Here is a 16,978-nt window from a genome sequence, read left to right as displayed (position 1 = left end):
CACTCGCTTTTTCGTGCATACTTTCAAACTTTCAAACATAAATTCGTAAAAACGCTTACATTCTTTCTGGTATTTTGGTTTAATTGGTATAGACAACTAGACCGGTCTACCGGTATAGTGAATAGTAAGATAACTAAAAAGGAGTGAGAAGAAGATGATGAACTTTATTCAGCGCATCGGGAAATCCTTAATGTTTCCGATTGCGACCTTGCCGGCAGCTGCATTGCTTTTGCGACTTGGGCAAGATGATATGCTTGGTATTCCGTTCATTGCTGCAGCGGGAGATGGAATCATTGGTAACTTAGCACTGATTTTCGCAATTGGTATCGCAATGGGATTTGCACACGATAACAGTGGTGGAGCGGCTTTAGCTGGTGCAGTAGGTTATTTAGTGCTGACGAGCTCTATGAAATCTGTCCTAGGCGATGCATCGAATATGGGGGTATTCGGCGGTATTATTTCAGGTATTGTAGCAGGTCTTCTTTATAACCGTTTTTATAATATTAAACTTCCGGATTTCCTCGCCTTCTTTGGCGGAAAACGATTCGTTCCAATTGTAACAGCGGCTACAATGACTGTACTGGCAGGGGTATTAATCTATGCTTGGCCTCCTGTACAAGGTGTGATTGATAGTATCGGTAACTGGGTACTAGGTGCTGGAACTCTTGGAGTAGGCGCATACGGATTCTTAAACCGTCTATTGATCCCTACAGGTCTTCACCACGTGATCAATACAGTGGTTTGGTTCGACTTCGGTTCGTTCACTACTGCAAGTGGTGAAGTGGTGAAAGGGGAAATTAACCGTTTCCTAAAAGGAGATCCGACAGCAGGACCATTCTTGTCCGGTTTCTTCCCGATTATGATGTTCGGTCTTCCGGCAGCATGTCTCGCGATGTATGCTGCAGCTAAAAAGGAGAAGAAAGCGATTGTCGGTGGTATGTTATTCAGTATCGCATTCACTTCTTTCCTTACAGGGATTACAGAGCCGATCGAATTTGCGTTCATGTTCCTTTCACCAGTTCTATACGTCGTGCACGCATTGCTGACAGGTGCGTCCATGATCGTATCGTATATGTTCGATGTTCATCACGGTTTCGGGTTCTCAGCAGGTGCGATCGACTATGTCTTGAACTATGGTTTGGCACAGAATCCATTGATCCTCCTAGTAATCGGACTCGTATTCGGTGTCATCTACTTCGTGGTCTTCTACTTCCTCATCGTGAAACTGGACTTGAAAACACCGGGTCGTGAAGACGATGAAGATATGGTGGAAGATACAGCAGTCTACGGCGATGATATTGTTGAAGTGAAGGCATATCATACCATTGAAGCGCTTGGCGGCCTTGATAATATTCAAGCCATCGACTACTGTACAACTCGTTTACGCTTAACAGTTAAAAACTCTGATGTTGTCGATGAAAAAGAATTGAAACGCTATGGCGCTATGGGGTACATGAAAATCAGTAAAACAAACGTTCAAGTGGTCATCGGAACAGCTGTTGAATTCTTAGCTGAAGCGATGAAACGACGTATGACGAACGGTAACCCGGCTCCAAAGACTGAGGAGTCCATGGAACTGGATACACAGCCCCACAATGTGAAAGCATTACCAGCATCTGATTTCCACATGCCGATCGATGGAGACATCATCGACTTGTCGGAAGTTCCAGATGACGTATTTGCAAAAGAAATGATGGGGCCTGGTTTCGGTATCATGCCGAAAGGGAAAACGATTCATTCACCAATTGACGGTAAAGTCGTCAGCGTCTTCCCGACAAAACATGCAATTGGTCTTGAAACAGATACAGGTGTAGAAATTCTCATTCACGTAGGACTGGATACAGTTAAGTTGAACGGTGAAGGATTCGAATTGCTTGTGGAAAATGGTCAGCTCATTCAGCGAGGCGATGCCCTGTTGAATATTGACTTGGACTACATCAAAGCAAACGCCCCATCCGTTGTAACACCGGTTATTTTCACAAACGTGGAAAAAGCCAACTTGCACATTTTGAAAAAAGGGTTCCAACGTAAAGGAACGGATTCAATCGTTAAGGTTGATGAATAATAACTGATTACGCCGGCGGGAGAGACGACAGTCACTCTTCCGGCGTATTTTCTTAAGGAGTGGACAGCGATGACACACACAATTTTACTGACAAACGGAACCTTAGTAACACCAGAGGGAATCATTGAAAAAGGTGAGATGTTCATAGAGAATGGGTTGATCCAGGAAATTGGAACTTCCATCAAGCGCCAGGCCGACCAACAGATAGACGCACATGGCGGATATGTATTGCCAGGGTTCATCGACATGCACATCCATGGAGCATCTGGAGCGGACGTCATGGATGCGACAGAAGAAGCTTTGAAAACGATGGCGGATGTCCTTCCAAGAGAAGGCACAACATCGTTTTTAGCGACTTCCATGACACAAGCCCCTGAAGCGATTGAAGCTGCGCTGAAAAATGCAGCGGCATTCACGACGAGTGAAGGACAAGCACATATGATAGGCGTTCACTTGGAAGGGCCATTCGTATCGCCGAAGCGTGCAGGTGCCCAGCCTATTGAACATATCTGCCCACCTGATGCGGAACAGTTCGATGCTTGGCAGCAAGCCGCTGAAGGTAAAATCCGCATGGTCACACTCGCGCCGGAAGAGCCGAATGGATTGTCGTTCATTCAAAAGCTGGCTGCGGAAGGCATTGTTGCTTCGATGGGTCATACGGATGCAACGATCGCTCAGATGGAAGAGGCAGCGCAAGCGGGAGCTGTTCAAGCCACTCATTTATACAACCAGATGTCTCCGTTCCATCACAGAGAGCCGGGAGCGATTGGCGGGGCGCTCCTTATCGATGACATTTATGCGGAAGTGATCGCGGACTTCATCCACAGTCATCCGAAAGCAGTTGAACTTGCATACCGGGTCAAAGGTGCGGATAGACTGATTCTCATAACGGATGCCATGCGTGCAAAAGGACTGGAACCGGGTGAGTATGATCTTGGCGGACAACCGGTCCATGTTACAGAAGCGGATGCACGTCTCTCGGATGGTACACTTGCAGGAAGTATTTTGACGATGGAACATGCTGTTAAAAATGTCGTCCGTACATTAGGAATCGGCCCACTTGAAGTTGCGAAGATTTCTTCAGGGAATGCAGCACGACAATTGGGTCTAACGAAAAAAGGAAGCCTGTCTGCCGGGAATGATGCAGATGTCGTCATACTCGATAAAGAGTGGACGGTGATGCATACGATTTGTGGTGGTGTAATCGGGTATGAACGTAATGGAGAGTTGTGACGTTTTTGAAAGAACGGATTGGCGGTGGCATCATGTTGGATAAGCAATCAGCTATTCCGATTTACGTTCAAATTGAAGATTATTTAAAAGAGCAAATCGCTCAAGGGGTGTATCCCGTAAAGTCCCTCATTCCATCTGAACGTGAATTGACGGACATGTTTGGGGTGAGTCGCATGACAGTCCGTCAATCACTTACGAATTTAGTGAAGGACGGGTTACTATATCGTGAAAAAGGTCGTGGGACGTTTGTGGCGGAAGAGAAGATGGAACAGCCGCTCAACGGATTAACGAGCTTTACAGAAGACATGAAAGAACGGGGATTCACACCAGGGACCAAACTGATCAGCTTCAGCCAGATTCATCCAGATCCGCAGATTGCTGCGCGTCTTGGACTATCTTCGGAAGCGGTTGTCCATAAGGTGGTCCGGATCCGCTATGCGGACGACACACCGATGGCGATTGAACGATCTTATTTGCCTGTGGATTTGTTTCCTGCACTCACGGAAGAAGCGCTGCAAGGATCCTTATATGCGTTCATCGAGAACAAGGAGAAACTTGTAATCGGACAAGCGACACAGCGGATGGAAGCAGCTCTTGCAAAAACGGACGATGCCGGGTACTTGCAAATTGCACTTCCTGCAGCTGTTGTGCTCATCGAACGTGTCAGTACGTTGGAGGATGGTCGCATTTTCGAGGTCGTTCGAAGTACGTATCGGGCCGATCGATATAAATTCATTAGTGAAATCGGAAGGTGAATATCATGAATTCATATATCAGTGAAATCATTGCACGTTTAACAGAAGCAGGAGCTGAAGCAAAAGAGCCGCTGGAACGGGCTGCTCAACAACTGGCTGATCGAATTGCACAAGGTGGAATCATTCATCTCTTCGGCTCTGGTCATTCCCAGTTGCTTGCGCAGGAAGGCTTTTTCCGGGCAGGAAGTCTAGCGTGTGTTCAACCCATTTCCATCGGTCCTTTGATGTTGCACGAAGGGGCGCTGCTTTCATCCAAAAACGAAAAAGATCCCGACTTCAGCAAAACCTTTCTAACAAGCCTCGACATACGACCTGATGACGCGGTGATTATCATTTCGAATTCTGGCCGTAACCCTGTGCCGGTCGATATGGCGGAATTTGCGAATTCACAAGGCGCTTATACGGTTTCCATTCAGTCTTTATTGTATACTGAAAAGGAACATCCATCTCGTCATACTTCGGGCAAGCGACTGGAAACGTGTGTGTCAGCTGTGCTGGATACAAAAGTACCACCAGGCGACGGAATCATGCACATTGACGCTATCCAGTGCGGTCCTGCGTCCTCAGTAATTGGGAATGCATTACTGCATGCTTTGTTCTGTGAAGTTGTCGTACGAATGAGTGCGAATGGAATGGAACCGCCAGTTTTCAAAAGCGGTAATCTAGAAGGTAATGAACCACATAATGATGCGCTCATCGCACACTATAGCGACCGCATCCAGTTTTGACTTAAAAGGAGAGATTCAGTTATGGAAAAGAAAACGTACACAATTACTAGCAGCGAAGGGTTGCACGCACGTCCGTGCTCTATGCTCGTATCAGCAGTCACACCATTCAAGTCAGACGTCACAATTACGTACAACGAGCGCACTGCCAATTTGAAGTCCATCATGGGCGTTATGGGCATGGGGATTGAATCCGGTGCGCAAGTTGAAATCACAGCAGACGGCGCTGACGAGTCAGAGGCGATCGCAAAAGTGGATGACATTATGAAAAAAGAAAGCATTGGCGAGTGAAGCAGACGATAACAGGCATCGGTGTATCCGACGGCATAGCGATCGCCAAAGCGTACCGTTTGGAAACGCCAGACCTCACAGTCGAAAAACTCACTATCGAACAGCCGGAACTGGAAATTGCCCGATTTGAAGCTGCTAAAGCGGAAGCGGCAGTTGAACTGGAAGCGATCCGGGCAAAAGCAGCCGAAAACTTCGGGGAAGACAAAGCAGCAATTTTTAGCGCGCATTTACTCGTATTGAACGATCCAGAGCTTGAGAGCAGCGTGAAAGGCAGCATCGAAAAAGGTGTCAACGCAGAATATGCCTTGCAACAGGCTGCCGATACCTTCACGGCTATGTTCGAAGCGATGGACAACGAATATATGAGAGAACGTGCTGCAGACGTACGTGACGTAACAAAGCGTCTCCTAGCTAAGCTGTTAGGCGTCCACGTATCTGATCCTTCTACAATTAATGAAGAAGTGATCATTATTGCAGACGATCTGACCCCTTCTGCCACGGCACAATTGAACAAACAATTCGTTAAAGGATTTGTCACAGACATCGGAGGGCGCACGTCACACTCTGCGATCCTCGGAAGAATGCTGGAAATCCCGGCGGTTGTCGGAACGAAAACTGCGATGGAGTCGATTGAGCAGGGGACTTCTCTGATTGTCGACGGCACAGACGGAACAGTATTACTCGAGCCGACTGATGAAGAAACACAAGCTTATGAAGCGAAAAAAGTGACGTTCGAGCAAGATAAGGAACTGTTGAAGCGTTTCGTTTCTGAATCGACGGTTACGAGTGACGGCCACCATGTTGAAGTAGGTGCGAACATTGCGTCAACCGAAGACTTGCCGTTAGCGGATAAAAACGGAGCGGAAGGTGTCGGCTTGTTCCGTACAGAGTTCCTTTACATGGGGAAAAGCGATTTCCCAACGGAAGAGGAACAGTTCGACGCTTACAAAACGGTTCTGACTTCCATGGGAGAACGCCCAACGGTAGTTCGGACGCTTGATATTGGCGGCGACAAAGAGTTGAGCTATTTCAGCACACCTGAAGAGATGAACCCGTTCCTTGGACAGCGTGCCATCCGTCTTTGCTTTGAACATGAAGAGATGTTCCGTACACAGTTGCGCGCATTATTACGCGCAAGTGTTCACGGCAACTTGAAAATCATGTTCCCGATGATTGCAACGCTGGAAGAATTCCGTCGTGCAAAAGGCATGTTACTTGAGGAACAGGAGAAGCTGCAGGCTGAAGACATCCAAGTCAGTGATTCGTATGAAGTAGGGATGATGCTGGAAATCCCTGCAGCAGCAGTTATTGCGGATTTGTTTGCTAAGGAAGTCGACTTCTTCTCAATCGGTACGAATGATTTGATTCAATACACGATGGCAGCAGATCGCATGAACGAAGCCGTTTCGTATTTGTATCAGCCAAATCATCCGTCTGTTTTGCGCCTGATTCATAACGTGATTCAAGCCGCTCACAAAGAAGGAAAGTGGGTAGGCATGTGCGGTGAAGTAGCTGGGGATCCACTGTCCATTCCTGTTTTACTTGGCATGGGACTGGATGAGTTTTCTATGAGCCCATCGAGCATTCTGAAAGCACGGGCGCAATTCGCAGAACTTTCCAAAGCGGAATGGGAAGGGTATATCCCGGAAATCTTACAGATGGAAACGTCTGAAAAGATTGTTGAATTTGTGAAAGCACATAGCTGAAAAACGAAAAGCGGAACCGATTGACGGTTCCGCTTTTACTTATTTCTTTTCTTCATATTCGATTTTTTGTCCATCAGGCATCGAGACTTTAATATCAAATTTGACATAATCATCTTTCAAACCGAATGCGTCCAACGCTTGTTGAATCGCTTGTTCTTTTGTTGTAGTTTCGGTGATTTCCAACTTTTCCAGCTTAGGATAAATTTCATCAAACGCTTCCCGGCCGTTCAAATTGCTGTTTGAAAGGTCATCATCAACGGTTGCTTCCACCTTGCCGTTGTCTTGTTCGATTTCAATTTCATATTCCTGGTTTTTACCATAATCGACTTCCAACTCGAATTCGTCGTAGGACAGCTTATCCATTTGTTCTTTCATGTAGGCTTGGTCGCTGTCTGAGACTGCAGAGTTGTTGGTGTCCGTGGAATCCCCTGTACCGGAAGATGTGTTGTTGTTAGCGGACTCTTCGGTTCCGGTTCCGGATTCAGTTGTCGTATCCTTTTTTGGAGTCGTATCGTTGTTACCGCAAGCGCCTAGAAGTAGAGCTGTCGCAAGTACGCTACCTGCGATAGATGTTGATTTTCTCATGCTGTATTCCTCCCTAGATTGTGTATTACTACTAGTGTGCCCCATTTTTCGAAATACAAACGACCTCGGAATGAGTTATAATTGAATGACTTCTTAAAAAATTTAGTGAGAAAGGATTTGATTGGATGAACTCTTCAGTTGACGAGCTGTTTGTCGAGTTGACCGGATTTTTAGAACAGGAGCAAGTGACGAAGAATGATACAGTACGTGACTTACATAGTAAAGATGAATCGTACCATACGCCAAGTTTGCCGGATCTCGTGGTGTACCCTAGATGCACTGAAGAGGTGAGCCGCATTGTGAAAGCGGCGGGGAATCTGAACATCCCTGTAATTCCGTTTGGCGTCGGTTCCAGCCTGGAAGGACATGTCATCCCTTATGAGCATGGGATTACAATAGATTTCACTGAGATGAATCAAATACTCGAAGTGAATCCTTCAGACATGCTCGTGACTGTGCAACCTGGAGTGACGCGTTCCGTATTGAACAAAGAGTTGAAAAAACATGGGCTCTTCTTCTCTGTCGATCCAGGAGCAGATGCTACACTTGGTGGCATGGCGGCAACGAATGCGAGCGGGACAACATCCGTGAAATACGGCGTCATGCGTGATCAAGTGAGGGATCTGGAAGTGGTCTTAGCGGACGGAACTGTAATTCACACTGGGAACAAAGCAGCTAAATCTTCCTCAGGGTATCATTTGAATGGATTATTTGTCGGTTCAGAGGGTACTCTTGGCTGTTTTACGGAACTGACACTCCGTGTTTTTGGAATTCCGGAAATGACTACAGCAGCACGTGCGACATTTACATCCATTACGAACGCCATTGAGGCGGTGCCTGCAATTTTGCAAGCTGGCATTCCCATTGCCCGAGTGGAACTCGTCGACACGGAATCCATTCGCCAAGTGAATGCATATAGTGAAACAGATTATGCGGAAATGCCAACCCTCTTTTTGGAGTTTCATGGAAACGAAGCAGGTCTCGCCCAAGATGTAGCCTTCACGAAAGAAATTGTCACAGACTTCGGTTGCAAAGAAATCTTGTTCGAAACGGAAACAGCAAGTCGCAATCGCTTGTGGGAAGCACGTCATAATGCCGCATATGCCTATACACATGGCTTCCCGGGTAAACAAATGATGCTGACGGATGTCTGTGTCCCGATTTCCAAATTAGCAGATGCCGTCGTCTTTGCTCGCGAGGAACTCGACAGAACAGGACTCGAAGGCGGAATCGTAGGGCACGTAGGGGATGGTAATTTCCACGTGTTGCTAATGATTGACCATGAAAATGCGGAAGAACTCAAGATTGCCGATGCGTACAATGAAACCATCGTCCGTCGTGCGCTCGACTGTGGCGGTACATGCACAGGCGAGCATGGTGTCGGCGTAGGCAAACAAAAATACCAGCGCGATGAACACGGTGCTGCCTATGATGTCATGCTGAAGATCAAGCAAGTGCTGGATCCGGAGAATGTCATGAACCCAGGGAAATTAATCAAATGAAGCAAGTGGAGAGGGCTTTTGCAAAGCCCTTTTTTGCTTGAAGTGAAAAGTTATAGTGCTCTTAGCATTTGAAAGCTCATAAACCCAGGAAAGTGATCATAACGGAGAGAAAGCGCTCATAAACTCAGGAAAGTGATCATAACAGAGAGAAAGTGCTCATAAACCGCGGAAAGTGATCATAACGGACAGAAAAGCGCTCATAAACCGCGGAAAGTGATCATAACAAAGAGAAAGCGCTCATAAATTTCCATAATCGACCTTCGACATCAAAGAAAACATCATCCAATCCATCGAATCACCCCTGGAGCGAACTATTCAATCCATATACAAGCGAAGTACTGCCAATTAATCCTTGAACTTCATAGTACGGACTGACAACCCAAATCAGCCGGCGATTCCATTACTTTTCCCGAAACAGAGTCAGCTCATAATTAGTGAGCAACAGCTCCAGAAAGACTTGCAATGCCTTCGTCTGATAAGGAGAACTGGTCACAATCGAGAATTGGCGAACAAATGGTAAGCCTTCTACGGAGAGCTGCACTAAATCGCCATAACGGATTTCCTTTTGTACAGCCCACTCTGACAATAAGCTCACTCCAAGTCCTGCTTCCACGGCTTCCTTGATAGGTTGAGTGCTGCTGAACTGCATAGTCCGGGCAGGATTAATCGAGAAACGTTCGAACACAGCTTCAACAGCTTCTCGAGTACCCGAACCTTCTTCACGGATTATCCAAGTGAGGTCTTCCAATTCCCTCCATTCGATCATCTCTGTTTTTAAAGCAAGCGGATGGTCTGACGAAGCGACAAGGATCATCCGGTCTTCTGCAAATGCTTGTGTTGCCAGCGTCTGATTTTCTTTGAAACGCCCTTCAACTATCCCTACATCAAGTTGTCGGCTTATGATAAGGTCTGCAATCTCTGCCGTATTGCCAATTGTCACCTCAGGTTGAATACGAGGATAATCGACTAACAAACGAGCCAACATATGAGGTAGCACATATTCACCAAATGTGTAACTGGCCCCTATTGAAAGTTTTCCGCTCGCCTCATGCGATAAGTCATTGACCAGGTGGTGCATGCGACCGTATAAACCTACAATCTCTTTTGCATGATGATAAACAATCTCACCCGCCTTCGTCAGTCGGACATATTTATTCGTCCTTTCAAGCAATCGCACATCCATCGTCTCTTCCAAGGAGCGGATATACTGACTCACCGCAGGCTGTGTCATGTGGAGGTCCTCGGCTGCCCGTGAAAAATTCTTCTTTTCAGCTACCGTGACAAAAACATTTAAACTTTGGTCCATGTGCGCACCCCTTTCTCATATATGGAATTACTTATGATAGCTATTATATATTGTTATTTTCCTTATGGAAATTGTGGGCGTATACTTAACCCCAGGAGGTGTTACGCATGAATTCTTCATCATTATCCCCATCACCCAAAAAGCTATCAAAATCGAGTGCTTGGATCGGCGGGGTTGCATTTACATTTTTCATCGCATTTTTAGGCTACTTGCTTGCCAAGTTACCAGGTTTTGACCATATTGGACAACTCGCTTCTGCCATTATCATTGCTGTAGTTTTCCGTCAGTTTTTCGGATATCCGGAAGCGATCCGACCGGGAATCGCATTTTCGTCTAAACGATTATTGCGTACAGCCATCATTTTATACGGACTTAAACTGAATATCGATACCGTACTGAGCGACGGACTTGGATTGCTTGCACGTGATGTAGGTGTCATCATATTCGCTATCTTCATGACTCTCTGGCTTGCTAAAATGTTTAAAGCGGATAAGAATATTTCGCTCTTGCTTGGAGTGGGTACAGGAGTTTGTGGAGCAGCTGCGATTGCGGCAGTTGCACCGATCGTGAAAGCAAAGGACGAGGATACCGCAATCGGTGTCGGCATCATCGCATTGATGGGTACAGTGTTTGCCATCGGCTATACGATATTACGGCCATTTTTGCCAATCGATGCGATTCAGTACGGTATGTGGTCAGGCATCAGTTTGCATGAAGTTGCACACGTTGCGCTAGCAGGGGCTCCTGCGGGTGAAGATGGGCTTGCCATCGCACTCCTTGCGAAACTCGGGCGCGTATTCCTGCTTGTGCCGCTTTGCTTCATCTTCATCGCAATTATGAAACGTAAAAGTAAAGGAGCCGACGAAGCGGATTCGAAAATCGAGTTTCCGTGGTTCTTAGTTGGTTTCATCATTTTAAGTGTACTCGGAAGTTATGTGTTCGGACCGATCATTCCAGTTTCCGATGGAGTGTATGACTTCATCTCAGTCTTGACTACGTGGCTCTTAACCGCAGCTATGGTTGGATTGGGATTGAACGTAAGCCTGCGCGATTTGCGCGCTCGAGCACTTCGTCCGCTTGCTGCGATGACCGTCACATCGATTTTGCTTTCAGTCATTGCATATTTCATCGTCTGATCGATCACTTTTCCAAAAAAACCACGTAGAAAGGAATTTCCCTTCTACGTGGTTTTTTGAGCGTTACTCGATCAATCCTTCTTCTTTTAAGAAGTCGACGGCAACCGTTTCATATTCCTCTTTGTCAATATCAACTCGAGCATTCAGCTCTTGCATGCGTTCATCGTCGATTCGGCCAGCTAGCATATTCAGAACTTCTTCCAATTCGGGATGCTCATCCAGCACATCTTGACGGATGAGTGGAGCTGCGTAATAAGGAGGGAACAGTTTTTTGTCATCTTCCAATACTTTTAAGTTGAAAGCTGGTATACGTCCATCGGTACCGAATGCATCGATCACATCGACATCTCCGTTTTTAATAGCGCTATACATAATCCCTGTATCCATTGTTTTTGCTTCCTTAAACGAAAATCCGTAAAGTTCTTGGAAGCCTGGATATCCATCTTTTCGTTCTTGGAACTCCGGTTCTGTGCCAAGTACCATGGAATCAGCAGTCTTTTCCAAGTCGGACATTTTTTCAAGACCGTATTTTTCTGCATCTTCTTGCCGCACTGTGAGTGTATACGTATTGTTAAAGCCGATCGGATCGAGCCAGACGAGATCATATTTTTCTTTGAATACTTTTTTTACGTAATCATACGCTTCGTCAGGATCGTTAATAGCATCTTCCTTCAAGTAGTTCATCAAACCAGTTCCTGTGTACTCTACATAGACGTCATAACTGCCTTGCTGAAGTCCTTCAAAAGCGAGAGTGGAACCGCCGAGGAATGATTCGTATTTTACATCCAAGTCTGTTTTCTCTTCAATCAGGTGACCGAGCACATAGACCATGATTTCTTGTTCGGTGAAGTTCTTACCGGTAATCGTAATTGTATCTTTTGTACTTCCTGTGAATGAGGTAACTGCAAACACTAGAACAATGGCTGCTACGACAGCAATCGCGCCGCGTGTTATATTCTTTTTCGTTTTGCGGGAAAGTTTACCCGGTTGCGCCATACCTTCTACCTTTTTCAAGATGAAGTCGAGCACGATAGCTAGCAAAGCAGAAGGGATTGCACCTGCAAGGATGAGTCCTGAATTGTATGTCTGAAGACCTCGGAAAATGAGATCCCCAAGTCCGCCAGCTCCTATCAGTCCGGCAATGGTAGCCACACCGACAATTAAAACCGTTGCTGTTCGTACACCTGCCATGATGACCCCTAACGAAAGCGGTAATTCCACCATCGTAAGCACTTGGCGGCTCGTCATCCCCATACCGATCCCTGCTTCTACAGTTGCGCGGTCAACACCGCGAATACCGATATATGTATTGCGCAAAATTGGCAGCAAGCCGTAAATGGTGAGCGCAATAATGGCGGGTGCTTTGCCCGTTCCCATAAAGGGGACAAGGAACACTAGCAAGGCCAGGCTAGGTATGGTTTGTAGCACAGAAGCGACCCCTATGATCGGTTCAGCTACTTTTGTGTTGCGTGTCAAAATGATACCTAGGGGAACTGAAATGAGGATTGCGATTCCGATGGAAATTAAAGAAAGCGTCGCATGTTCAAGAAATAGGCTCCAGATAGTGGGCCATCGATTTGTAAAGACATCTACTGTATCATTCCATATTTCGTTAATGGTAAGGACCTCCTGTCAACATGTTTTTTCAGATTAAAGCATTTCATCGACGATGTACTCAACGAGACTCGATCGGCTGACGAGACCCAGTAGCTTTTCATCGCGATCGACTACAGGGATAAACCAGTAACTTGATTCATTTAACTTCGTGAAAATTTCTCCGACAGGTTCATCAATATAGAATTTCTGATGATCTGTTCTTTTAATGTCATTTAGTGTAAGGGTTTCGTCGTTGAAATGCTTCTGCACATCCCAAATAGATGCCACACCAAGATAACGGTCTTTTTCATCAACGACAATCAAGGTGTCGACACGTTTTTTCTGCATCGTTTTCAATGATTCTGCCAGACCTCTTTTATAAAGAGTAGAGATGGGTTTAATAAGAAGAGATTCGAGTGAGGGAAGTACGATTGCTTCGTTTAAGCGATCTTCTCCGATGAAATTCCGTACAAATTCATTTGCTGGACGACGTAAAATCGCTTCGGGAGAATCGATTTGTACAATTTCTCCATCCTTCATAATACACACACGATCCGCAATTTTAAGCGCTTCATCCATATCATGTGTCACGAACACAATCGTCTTTTTCACATCTCGCTGGAGTTTGACCAATTCATCTTGCAGCTGTTCACGGCTTATCGGGTCAAGCGCACTGAATGGCTCATCCATTAAAATGATTTGCGGTTCTGCGGCCATTGCACGAATTACCCCGATCCGCTGCTGCTGCCCTCCGCTCAGCTCTTGAGGATATCTATCTGCATACGTGACTGGGTCCAATCCGACCATCATCATCAGCTCATCCACTTTATGGTGGTAGTCTTTTTCCTCCATTTTTTTGAGTTGGGGGACGAGGCCGACATTTTCGCGGATGGTCATATGAGGCAGCAAACCGATATGTTGAATTACATAACCGATGCTTCTGCGGAGTTCTACAGGATTGACAGATGAGACACTTTTTCCGTCAATTTTAATCTCTCCACCGGTAGGCTCGATTAACCGATTAATCATTTTCATAGTAGTTGTTTTTCCACTACCACTTGGACCGATCAGTACGAATAATTCACCTTGTTGGATATCAAAGCTCAAATTTTTGAGCGCTTCAAATCCATCGGGATATTTTTTAGAGACGTTTTCAAATGTTATCAATTAGCTTCCTCCTTTTTCATTTTTCTGTTGTTTTTTAAAATTGTTCCACTCATAACACTAGACGTAATGGACCTCAATTGCAAAACCGACTCCTTTTATCTAGTAAATTAGGTTACTTGCTAAAGTGTATGAAAAAGCGACCAAGTCTATAAAGACCAGACTAGTCGCTACATTCTTCCGGATCTAAAAATGGAGAACAGAAGAAATAAAAACATTAAAAAGGCGACAATTGCACCTACCTCAATAACAGGCAGGTTCAGTAACATGTTGTTTTCTCCGGCAATTGCAGAACCGATAATCAGTCCTGTCATCAGAATACTGAATGCCAGAAGAATGACGCTGAAAGCCAATCGATTACTAATGATATCCATGCGGCGGAGTATAAAACTGGTCTGCCGTAAATTAATGTCCAGTTTCAATTTGCCCTTTTTTGCAGCCGTACTAATATCTTTGAAATCTCGCGGAATATTTGCAAGAATTTCTGCGTTTTCGCTCACACTCTCCCAAGCCGATTTCAGTATGGAAGTGGGACTGTAATACTCTCTCATGAGCTTCTTACCGAACGGCTCAACGCCATCCATGATGCTCATAGTAGGATCTAACTTTGAAATCAATCCCTCAAGTGTTAAAATCGTTTTCCCTAAAACTGTGATTTCACTAGGGATTTTTATTCTATGGCGATAGGCAACCCCGAACAACTCCATGAAAATGTCACCCAAGCTCATATTTTGTAAAGGGATATCATAATATTTTGTTTTAAGCATACTTAGGTCTTTTTGCAGACTCTTTATATCCGTCTCGTCATGCAAGATCCCCATTGCATCCAATACTTTGATGATGCCTTTTGTACTTCCGCGCTCCAATTCCATAATCAGCTTTGCAAACTGCAGTTTCATATGATCATCCATAACTCCAATCATCCCGAAGTCGATAAATGAAATCACATTTCCAGGCAATATGTATATATTTCCGGGATGGGGGTCTCCATGGAAGAATCCATGGTCTAGCACTTGGCTGAACATCTCATGCACTAGTTTCCTTGCAAGTAATTTCCGATCATATCCTTGTTCATCGAGCGCATCGATATGATTGGATTTGATCCCCTCGATCATCTCCATCGTCAATACTTTTTTAGATGAAAAGGCCCAATGTATTTCGGGGATGTACACAGAAGAATCTCTTTTTGCTTGTCGCGAGATGCGTTCAGCATTTCTCCCTTCAGTTTCGTAATCGAGCTCACAAAGCAGGGAATCTGCGAACTCATCAATAATAGCTCGTATGCCATACAGTTTACCCCAATCGGTATTGTTTTCAATGATTGTGGCAATCTCTTTTAGTATGGCTAAATCGGTATCTACAGTTTGGCGGATGTCCGGACGTTGAACTTTTACGGCAACTTTTTCACCACTATATAAGAAGGCAGCATGGACTTGGCCGATCGATGCAGTTGCAAGTGGTTTGTCGTTGAACGATTCAAATAGGTCGTTCAGTGGTTTCCCAAGCTCTTTTTCAATGATTTGCTGGACTTCTTCAAATGAAAACGGCTCGGCATGATCTTGAAGTTTTTCAAGTTCCCTTATAATTTCTATCGGTACTAGATCACGTCGCGTACTTGCAATTTGGCCTAATTTAATGAAAGTAGGACCGAGCTCCTGCAAAGTACGATTCAATTTTTGTCCGATATGCTGAAGATTCATATCCAGAGGCTCGCTCTTCATCTTTGCCGCGGCTCTTCGCTCTGTAATGCCTAGGCGAAACAGCACATGGCTAAATCCGTTTTTCAGAAAAGTATTCACTATTTCTTGAAATCTATACGTTCTGCGGATGGAAAGCCTCATCATACCAACACCTCCATTCAACTAATACCTATACCCCACTAAGGTCGCTATTAAACTGTGATACAGAAGAGAATTCGGTTTAGTGACAGCAACACCCCCGGATATAATAGAATACGTATCAAGCGGCTCAGCCAATGACGAAAAAAAGGCCATCTCGCAACAAAAGCGAGATGACCATTTCTCTATTATAGCTGCTTTTCAAGACGTTCCATTTGAAGAATGCGGAAACCGGCTTTTTCAAGTTTCGCTGTAAGTGTTTCAATTTCATCTTCCGTTTTTTCACCCTCGAGCGTCAGGACGACACGTCTCACAAGAACAGAACCGTTATCAAGAGTTAGCATCCCTTCAATGTTTTCCCCACGAAGTGTACGAGCCAATTTTTCAATCATTCCACGAGCTTCAGTCGAAGAGATGGTCAGATTCAACCCGCCTGTATTCACACCAAACGCATCTTGGAATACTCCTTCAATTTTGTTATGCGTCAGAATACCGACGAGTTTACCGTGATCGGTAACAGATATGAAAGGAAGTGCTTTGATTTTCAATAATGCATCCAAGAACGATGAAGTTTCCTCTATGCAGTCATCTTTGTGTTTTACAATCGTATCCAACGTAGCATCTGCATCACCATTCTGTTCATACAAATATTCAATAAGGTGGATCTTGTAGATCATGCCCTTGTAGTGGTCGTTCGCATCCACGACAGGAACGGAACGAAAGCCGCTTTTCCTGATTTTATCGAGTGCTTCAGTTACAGTATCTTTGTCATTTACTGTAGTTACATAATTTCTTGAAACAAGTAAGTCACGTACGCGCATCCATAATCCCTCCAGTTGTTTTCAATCATTTCGAAATGTTTTGTATATATCATTATAAGTGAAACAGAAAGCATAGAGCAAGGTATTTTCAGTCGCGTTGTTCACCTTCTATTGTATAGTACAGGCACAAAAAAGTCTTGCTAGCGACTAAGTTGTTGCAGGTTATTTATTTCTTCCCGTTTTTCTTGGAAGTAAATCATCTCTTCCCAAGTTTGCTTCACTAGGAAGAACAGGTAAACTAGAGTAAAAGAACCG

At 45.0% G+C, this 16,978-nt stretch carries 14 protein-coding genes; 8 read left to right on the top strand and 6 right to left on the bottom strand.

Features of this window, described 5'->3' with window-relative positions:
- Positions 1-154 precede the first annotated feature (154 nt).
- The 6 genes from nagE to ptsP all read left to right on the top strand — a co-directional run bounded on the left by nagE (position 155) and on the right by ptsP (position 6,775).
- Positions 155-2,065, top strand: a complete 1,911-nt coding sequence (gene nagE / locus H9659_RS04685) for an N-acetylglucosamine-specific PTS transporter subunit IIBC (RefSeq protein WP_191688764.1) — start codon at positions 155-157, stop codon at positions 2,063-2,065.
- A 69-nt stretch (positions 2,066-2,134) separates the two neighbouring features.
- On the top strand, positions 2,135-3,298 hold the full coding sequence (gene nagA, locus H9659_RS04680) for an N-acetylglucosamine-6-phosphate deacetylase (protein WP_191688763.1): 1,164 nt from the start codon (positions 2,135-2,137) through the stop codon (positions 3,296-3,298).
- 32 nt (positions 3,299-3,330) lie between these two features.
- Positions 3,331-4,053, top strand: coding sequence for a GntR family transcriptional regulator (locus H9659_RS04675; protein WP_191688898.1), 723 nt, complete (start codon positions 3,331-3,333; stop codon positions 4,051-4,053).
- Between the two features lie 5 nt (positions 4,054-4,058).
- Positions 4,059-4,781, top strand: coding sequence for an SIS domain-containing protein (locus H9659_RS04670; RefSeq protein WP_191688762.1), 723 nt, complete (start codon positions 4,059-4,061; stop codon positions 4,779-4,781).
- A gap of 21 nt (positions 4,782-4,802) precedes the next feature.
- Positions 4,803-5,069 (top strand): phosphocarrier protein HPr, encoded by a 267-nt coding sequence (locus tag H9659_RS04665; RefSeq protein ID WP_191688761.1) that lies wholly within the window; start codon positions 4,803-4,805, stop codon positions 5,067-5,069.
- Positions 5,066-6,775, top strand: a complete 1,710-nt coding sequence (gene ptsP, locus H9659_RS04660; protein ID WP_191688760.1) for a phosphoenolpyruvate--protein phosphotransferase — start codon at positions 5,066-5,068, stop codon at positions 6,773-6,775. The genes H9659_RS04665 and ptsP overlap by 4 nt, the downstream gene beginning before the upstream one ends.
- A gap of 39 nt (positions 6,776-6,814) precedes the next feature.
- On the opposite strand, the gene H9659_RS04655 is transcribed toward ptsP, so the two are convergent.
- Entirely contained in the window at positions 6,815-7,360 is a 546-nt protein-coding gene (locus tag H9659_RS04655) for a YusW family protein (protein ID WP_191688759.1), read from the bottom strand.
- 125 nt (positions 7,361-7,485) lie between these two features.
- On the opposite strand from H9659_RS04655, the gene H9659_RS04650 reads away from it, so the two are divergent.
- On the top strand, positions 7,486-8,862 hold the full coding sequence (locus H9659_RS04650) for an FAD-binding oxidoreductase (RefSeq protein ID WP_191688758.1): 1,377 nt from the start codon (positions 7,486-7,488) through the stop codon (positions 8,860-8,862).
- A gap of 400 nt (positions 8,863-9,262) precedes the next feature.
- Here the strand turns inward: H9659_RS04650 and H9659_RS04645 are convergent, their stop codons facing one another.
- A complete protein-coding gene (locus H9659_RS04645) occupies positions 9,263-10,168 on the bottom strand; it encodes a LysR family transcriptional regulator (protein WP_191688757.1) in 906 nt (301 codons plus the stop codon).
- Positions 10,169-10,275: 107 nt separating this feature from the next.
- On the opposite strand from H9659_RS04645, the gene H9659_RS04640 reads away from it, so the two are divergent.
- On the top strand, positions 10,276-11,304 hold the full coding sequence (locus H9659_RS04640) for a YeiH family protein (RefSeq protein WP_191688756.1): 1,029 nt from the start codon (positions 10,276-10,278) through the stop codon (positions 11,302-11,304).
- Between the two features lie 63 nt (positions 11,305-11,367).
- On the opposite strand, the gene H9659_RS15365 is transcribed toward H9659_RS04640, so the two are convergent.
- The 4 genes from H9659_RS15365 to H9659_RS04620 all read right to left on the bottom strand — a co-directional run bounded on the left by H9659_RS15365 (position 11,368) and on the right by H9659_RS04620 (position 16,723).
- Complete coding sequence (locus H9659_RS15365) at positions 11,368-12,921, bottom strand: glycine betaine ABC transporter substrate-binding protein (RefSeq protein WP_191688897.1); 1,554 nt, start codon at positions 12,919-12,921, stop codon at positions 11,368-11,370.
- A gap of 33 nt (positions 12,922-12,954) precedes the next feature.
- Positions 12,955-14,067, bottom strand: coding sequence for an ABC transporter ATP-binding protein (locus tag H9659_RS04630; RefSeq protein WP_191688755.1), 1,113 nt, complete (start codon positions 14,065-14,067; stop codon positions 12,955-12,957).
- A gap of 167 nt (positions 14,068-14,234) precedes the next feature.
- The gene (locus H9659_RS04625) at positions 14,235-15,908 is read right to left on the bottom strand and encodes an ABC1 kinase family protein (protein WP_191688754.1); all 1,674 of its coding nucleotides are present in this window, start codon (positions 15,906-15,908) and stop codon (positions 14,235-14,237) included.
- 182 nt (positions 15,909-16,090) lie between these two features.
- Positions 16,091-16,723: a CBS domain-containing protein gene (locus H9659_RS04620; protein WP_191688753.1), complete on the bottom strand. Its 633-nt coding sequence runs from the start codon at positions 16,721-16,723 to the stop codon at positions 16,091-16,093.
- Positions 16,724-16,978 lie beyond the last annotated feature (255 nt).

It is taken from the genome of Sporosarcina gallistercoris (genome assembly GCF_014836415.1).
GTDB lineage: Bacteria > Bacillota > Bacilli > Bacillales_A > Planococcaceae > Sporosarcina > Sporosarcina gallistercoris.
This window is presented reverse-complemented; position numbering and strand designations above follow the sequence as displayed.

What these genes read in the sequence shown, in the direction of transcription:
- H9659_RS04670 (WP_191688762.1), top strand. Translation starts at nt 4,059, where the DNA reads ATGAATTCATATATCAGTGAAATCATTGCACGTTTAACAGAAGCAGGA.
- H9659_RS04655 (WP_191688759.1), bottom strand. Translation starts at nt 7,360, where the DNA reads ATGAGAAAATCAACATCTATCGCAGGTAGCGTACTTGCGACAGCTCTA.
- H9659_RS04625 (WP_191688754.1), bottom strand. Translation starts at nt 15,908, where the DNA reads ATGATGAGGCTTTCCATCCGCAGAACGTATAGATTTCAAGAAATAGTG.
- H9659_RS04620 (WP_191688753.1), bottom strand. Translation starts at nt 16,723, where the DNA reads ATGCGCGTACGTGACTTACTTGTTTCAAGAAATTATGTAACTACAGTA.
- nagE (WP_191688764.1), top strand. Translation starts at nt 155, where the DNA reads ATGATGAACTTTATTCAGCGCATCGGGAAATCCTTAATGTTTCCGATT.
- H9659_RS04645 (WP_191688757.1), bottom strand. Translation starts at nt 10,168, where the DNA reads ATGGACCAAAGTTTAAATGTTTTTGTCACGGTAGCTGAAAAGAAGAAT.
- H9659_RS04650 (WP_191688758.1), top strand. Translation starts at nt 7,486, where the DNA reads ATGAACTCTTCAGTTGACGAGCTGTTTGTCGAGTTGACCGGATTTTTA.
- H9659_RS04665 (WP_191688761.1), top strand. Translation starts at nt 4,803, where the DNA reads ATGGAAAAGAAAACGTACACAATTACTAGCAGCGAAGGGTTGCACGCA.
- H9659_RS04640 (WP_191688756.1), top strand. Translation starts at nt 10,276, where the DNA reads ATGAATTCTTCATCATTATCCCCATCACCCAAAAAGCTATCAAAATCG.
- H9659_RS04675 (WP_191688898.1), top strand. Translation starts at nt 3,331, where the DNA reads ATGTTGGATAAGCAATCAGCTATTCCGATTTACGTTCAAATTGAAGAT.
- nagA (WP_191688763.1), top strand. Translation starts at nt 2,135, where the DNA reads ATGACACACACAATTTTACTGACAAACGGAACCTTAGTAACACCAGAG.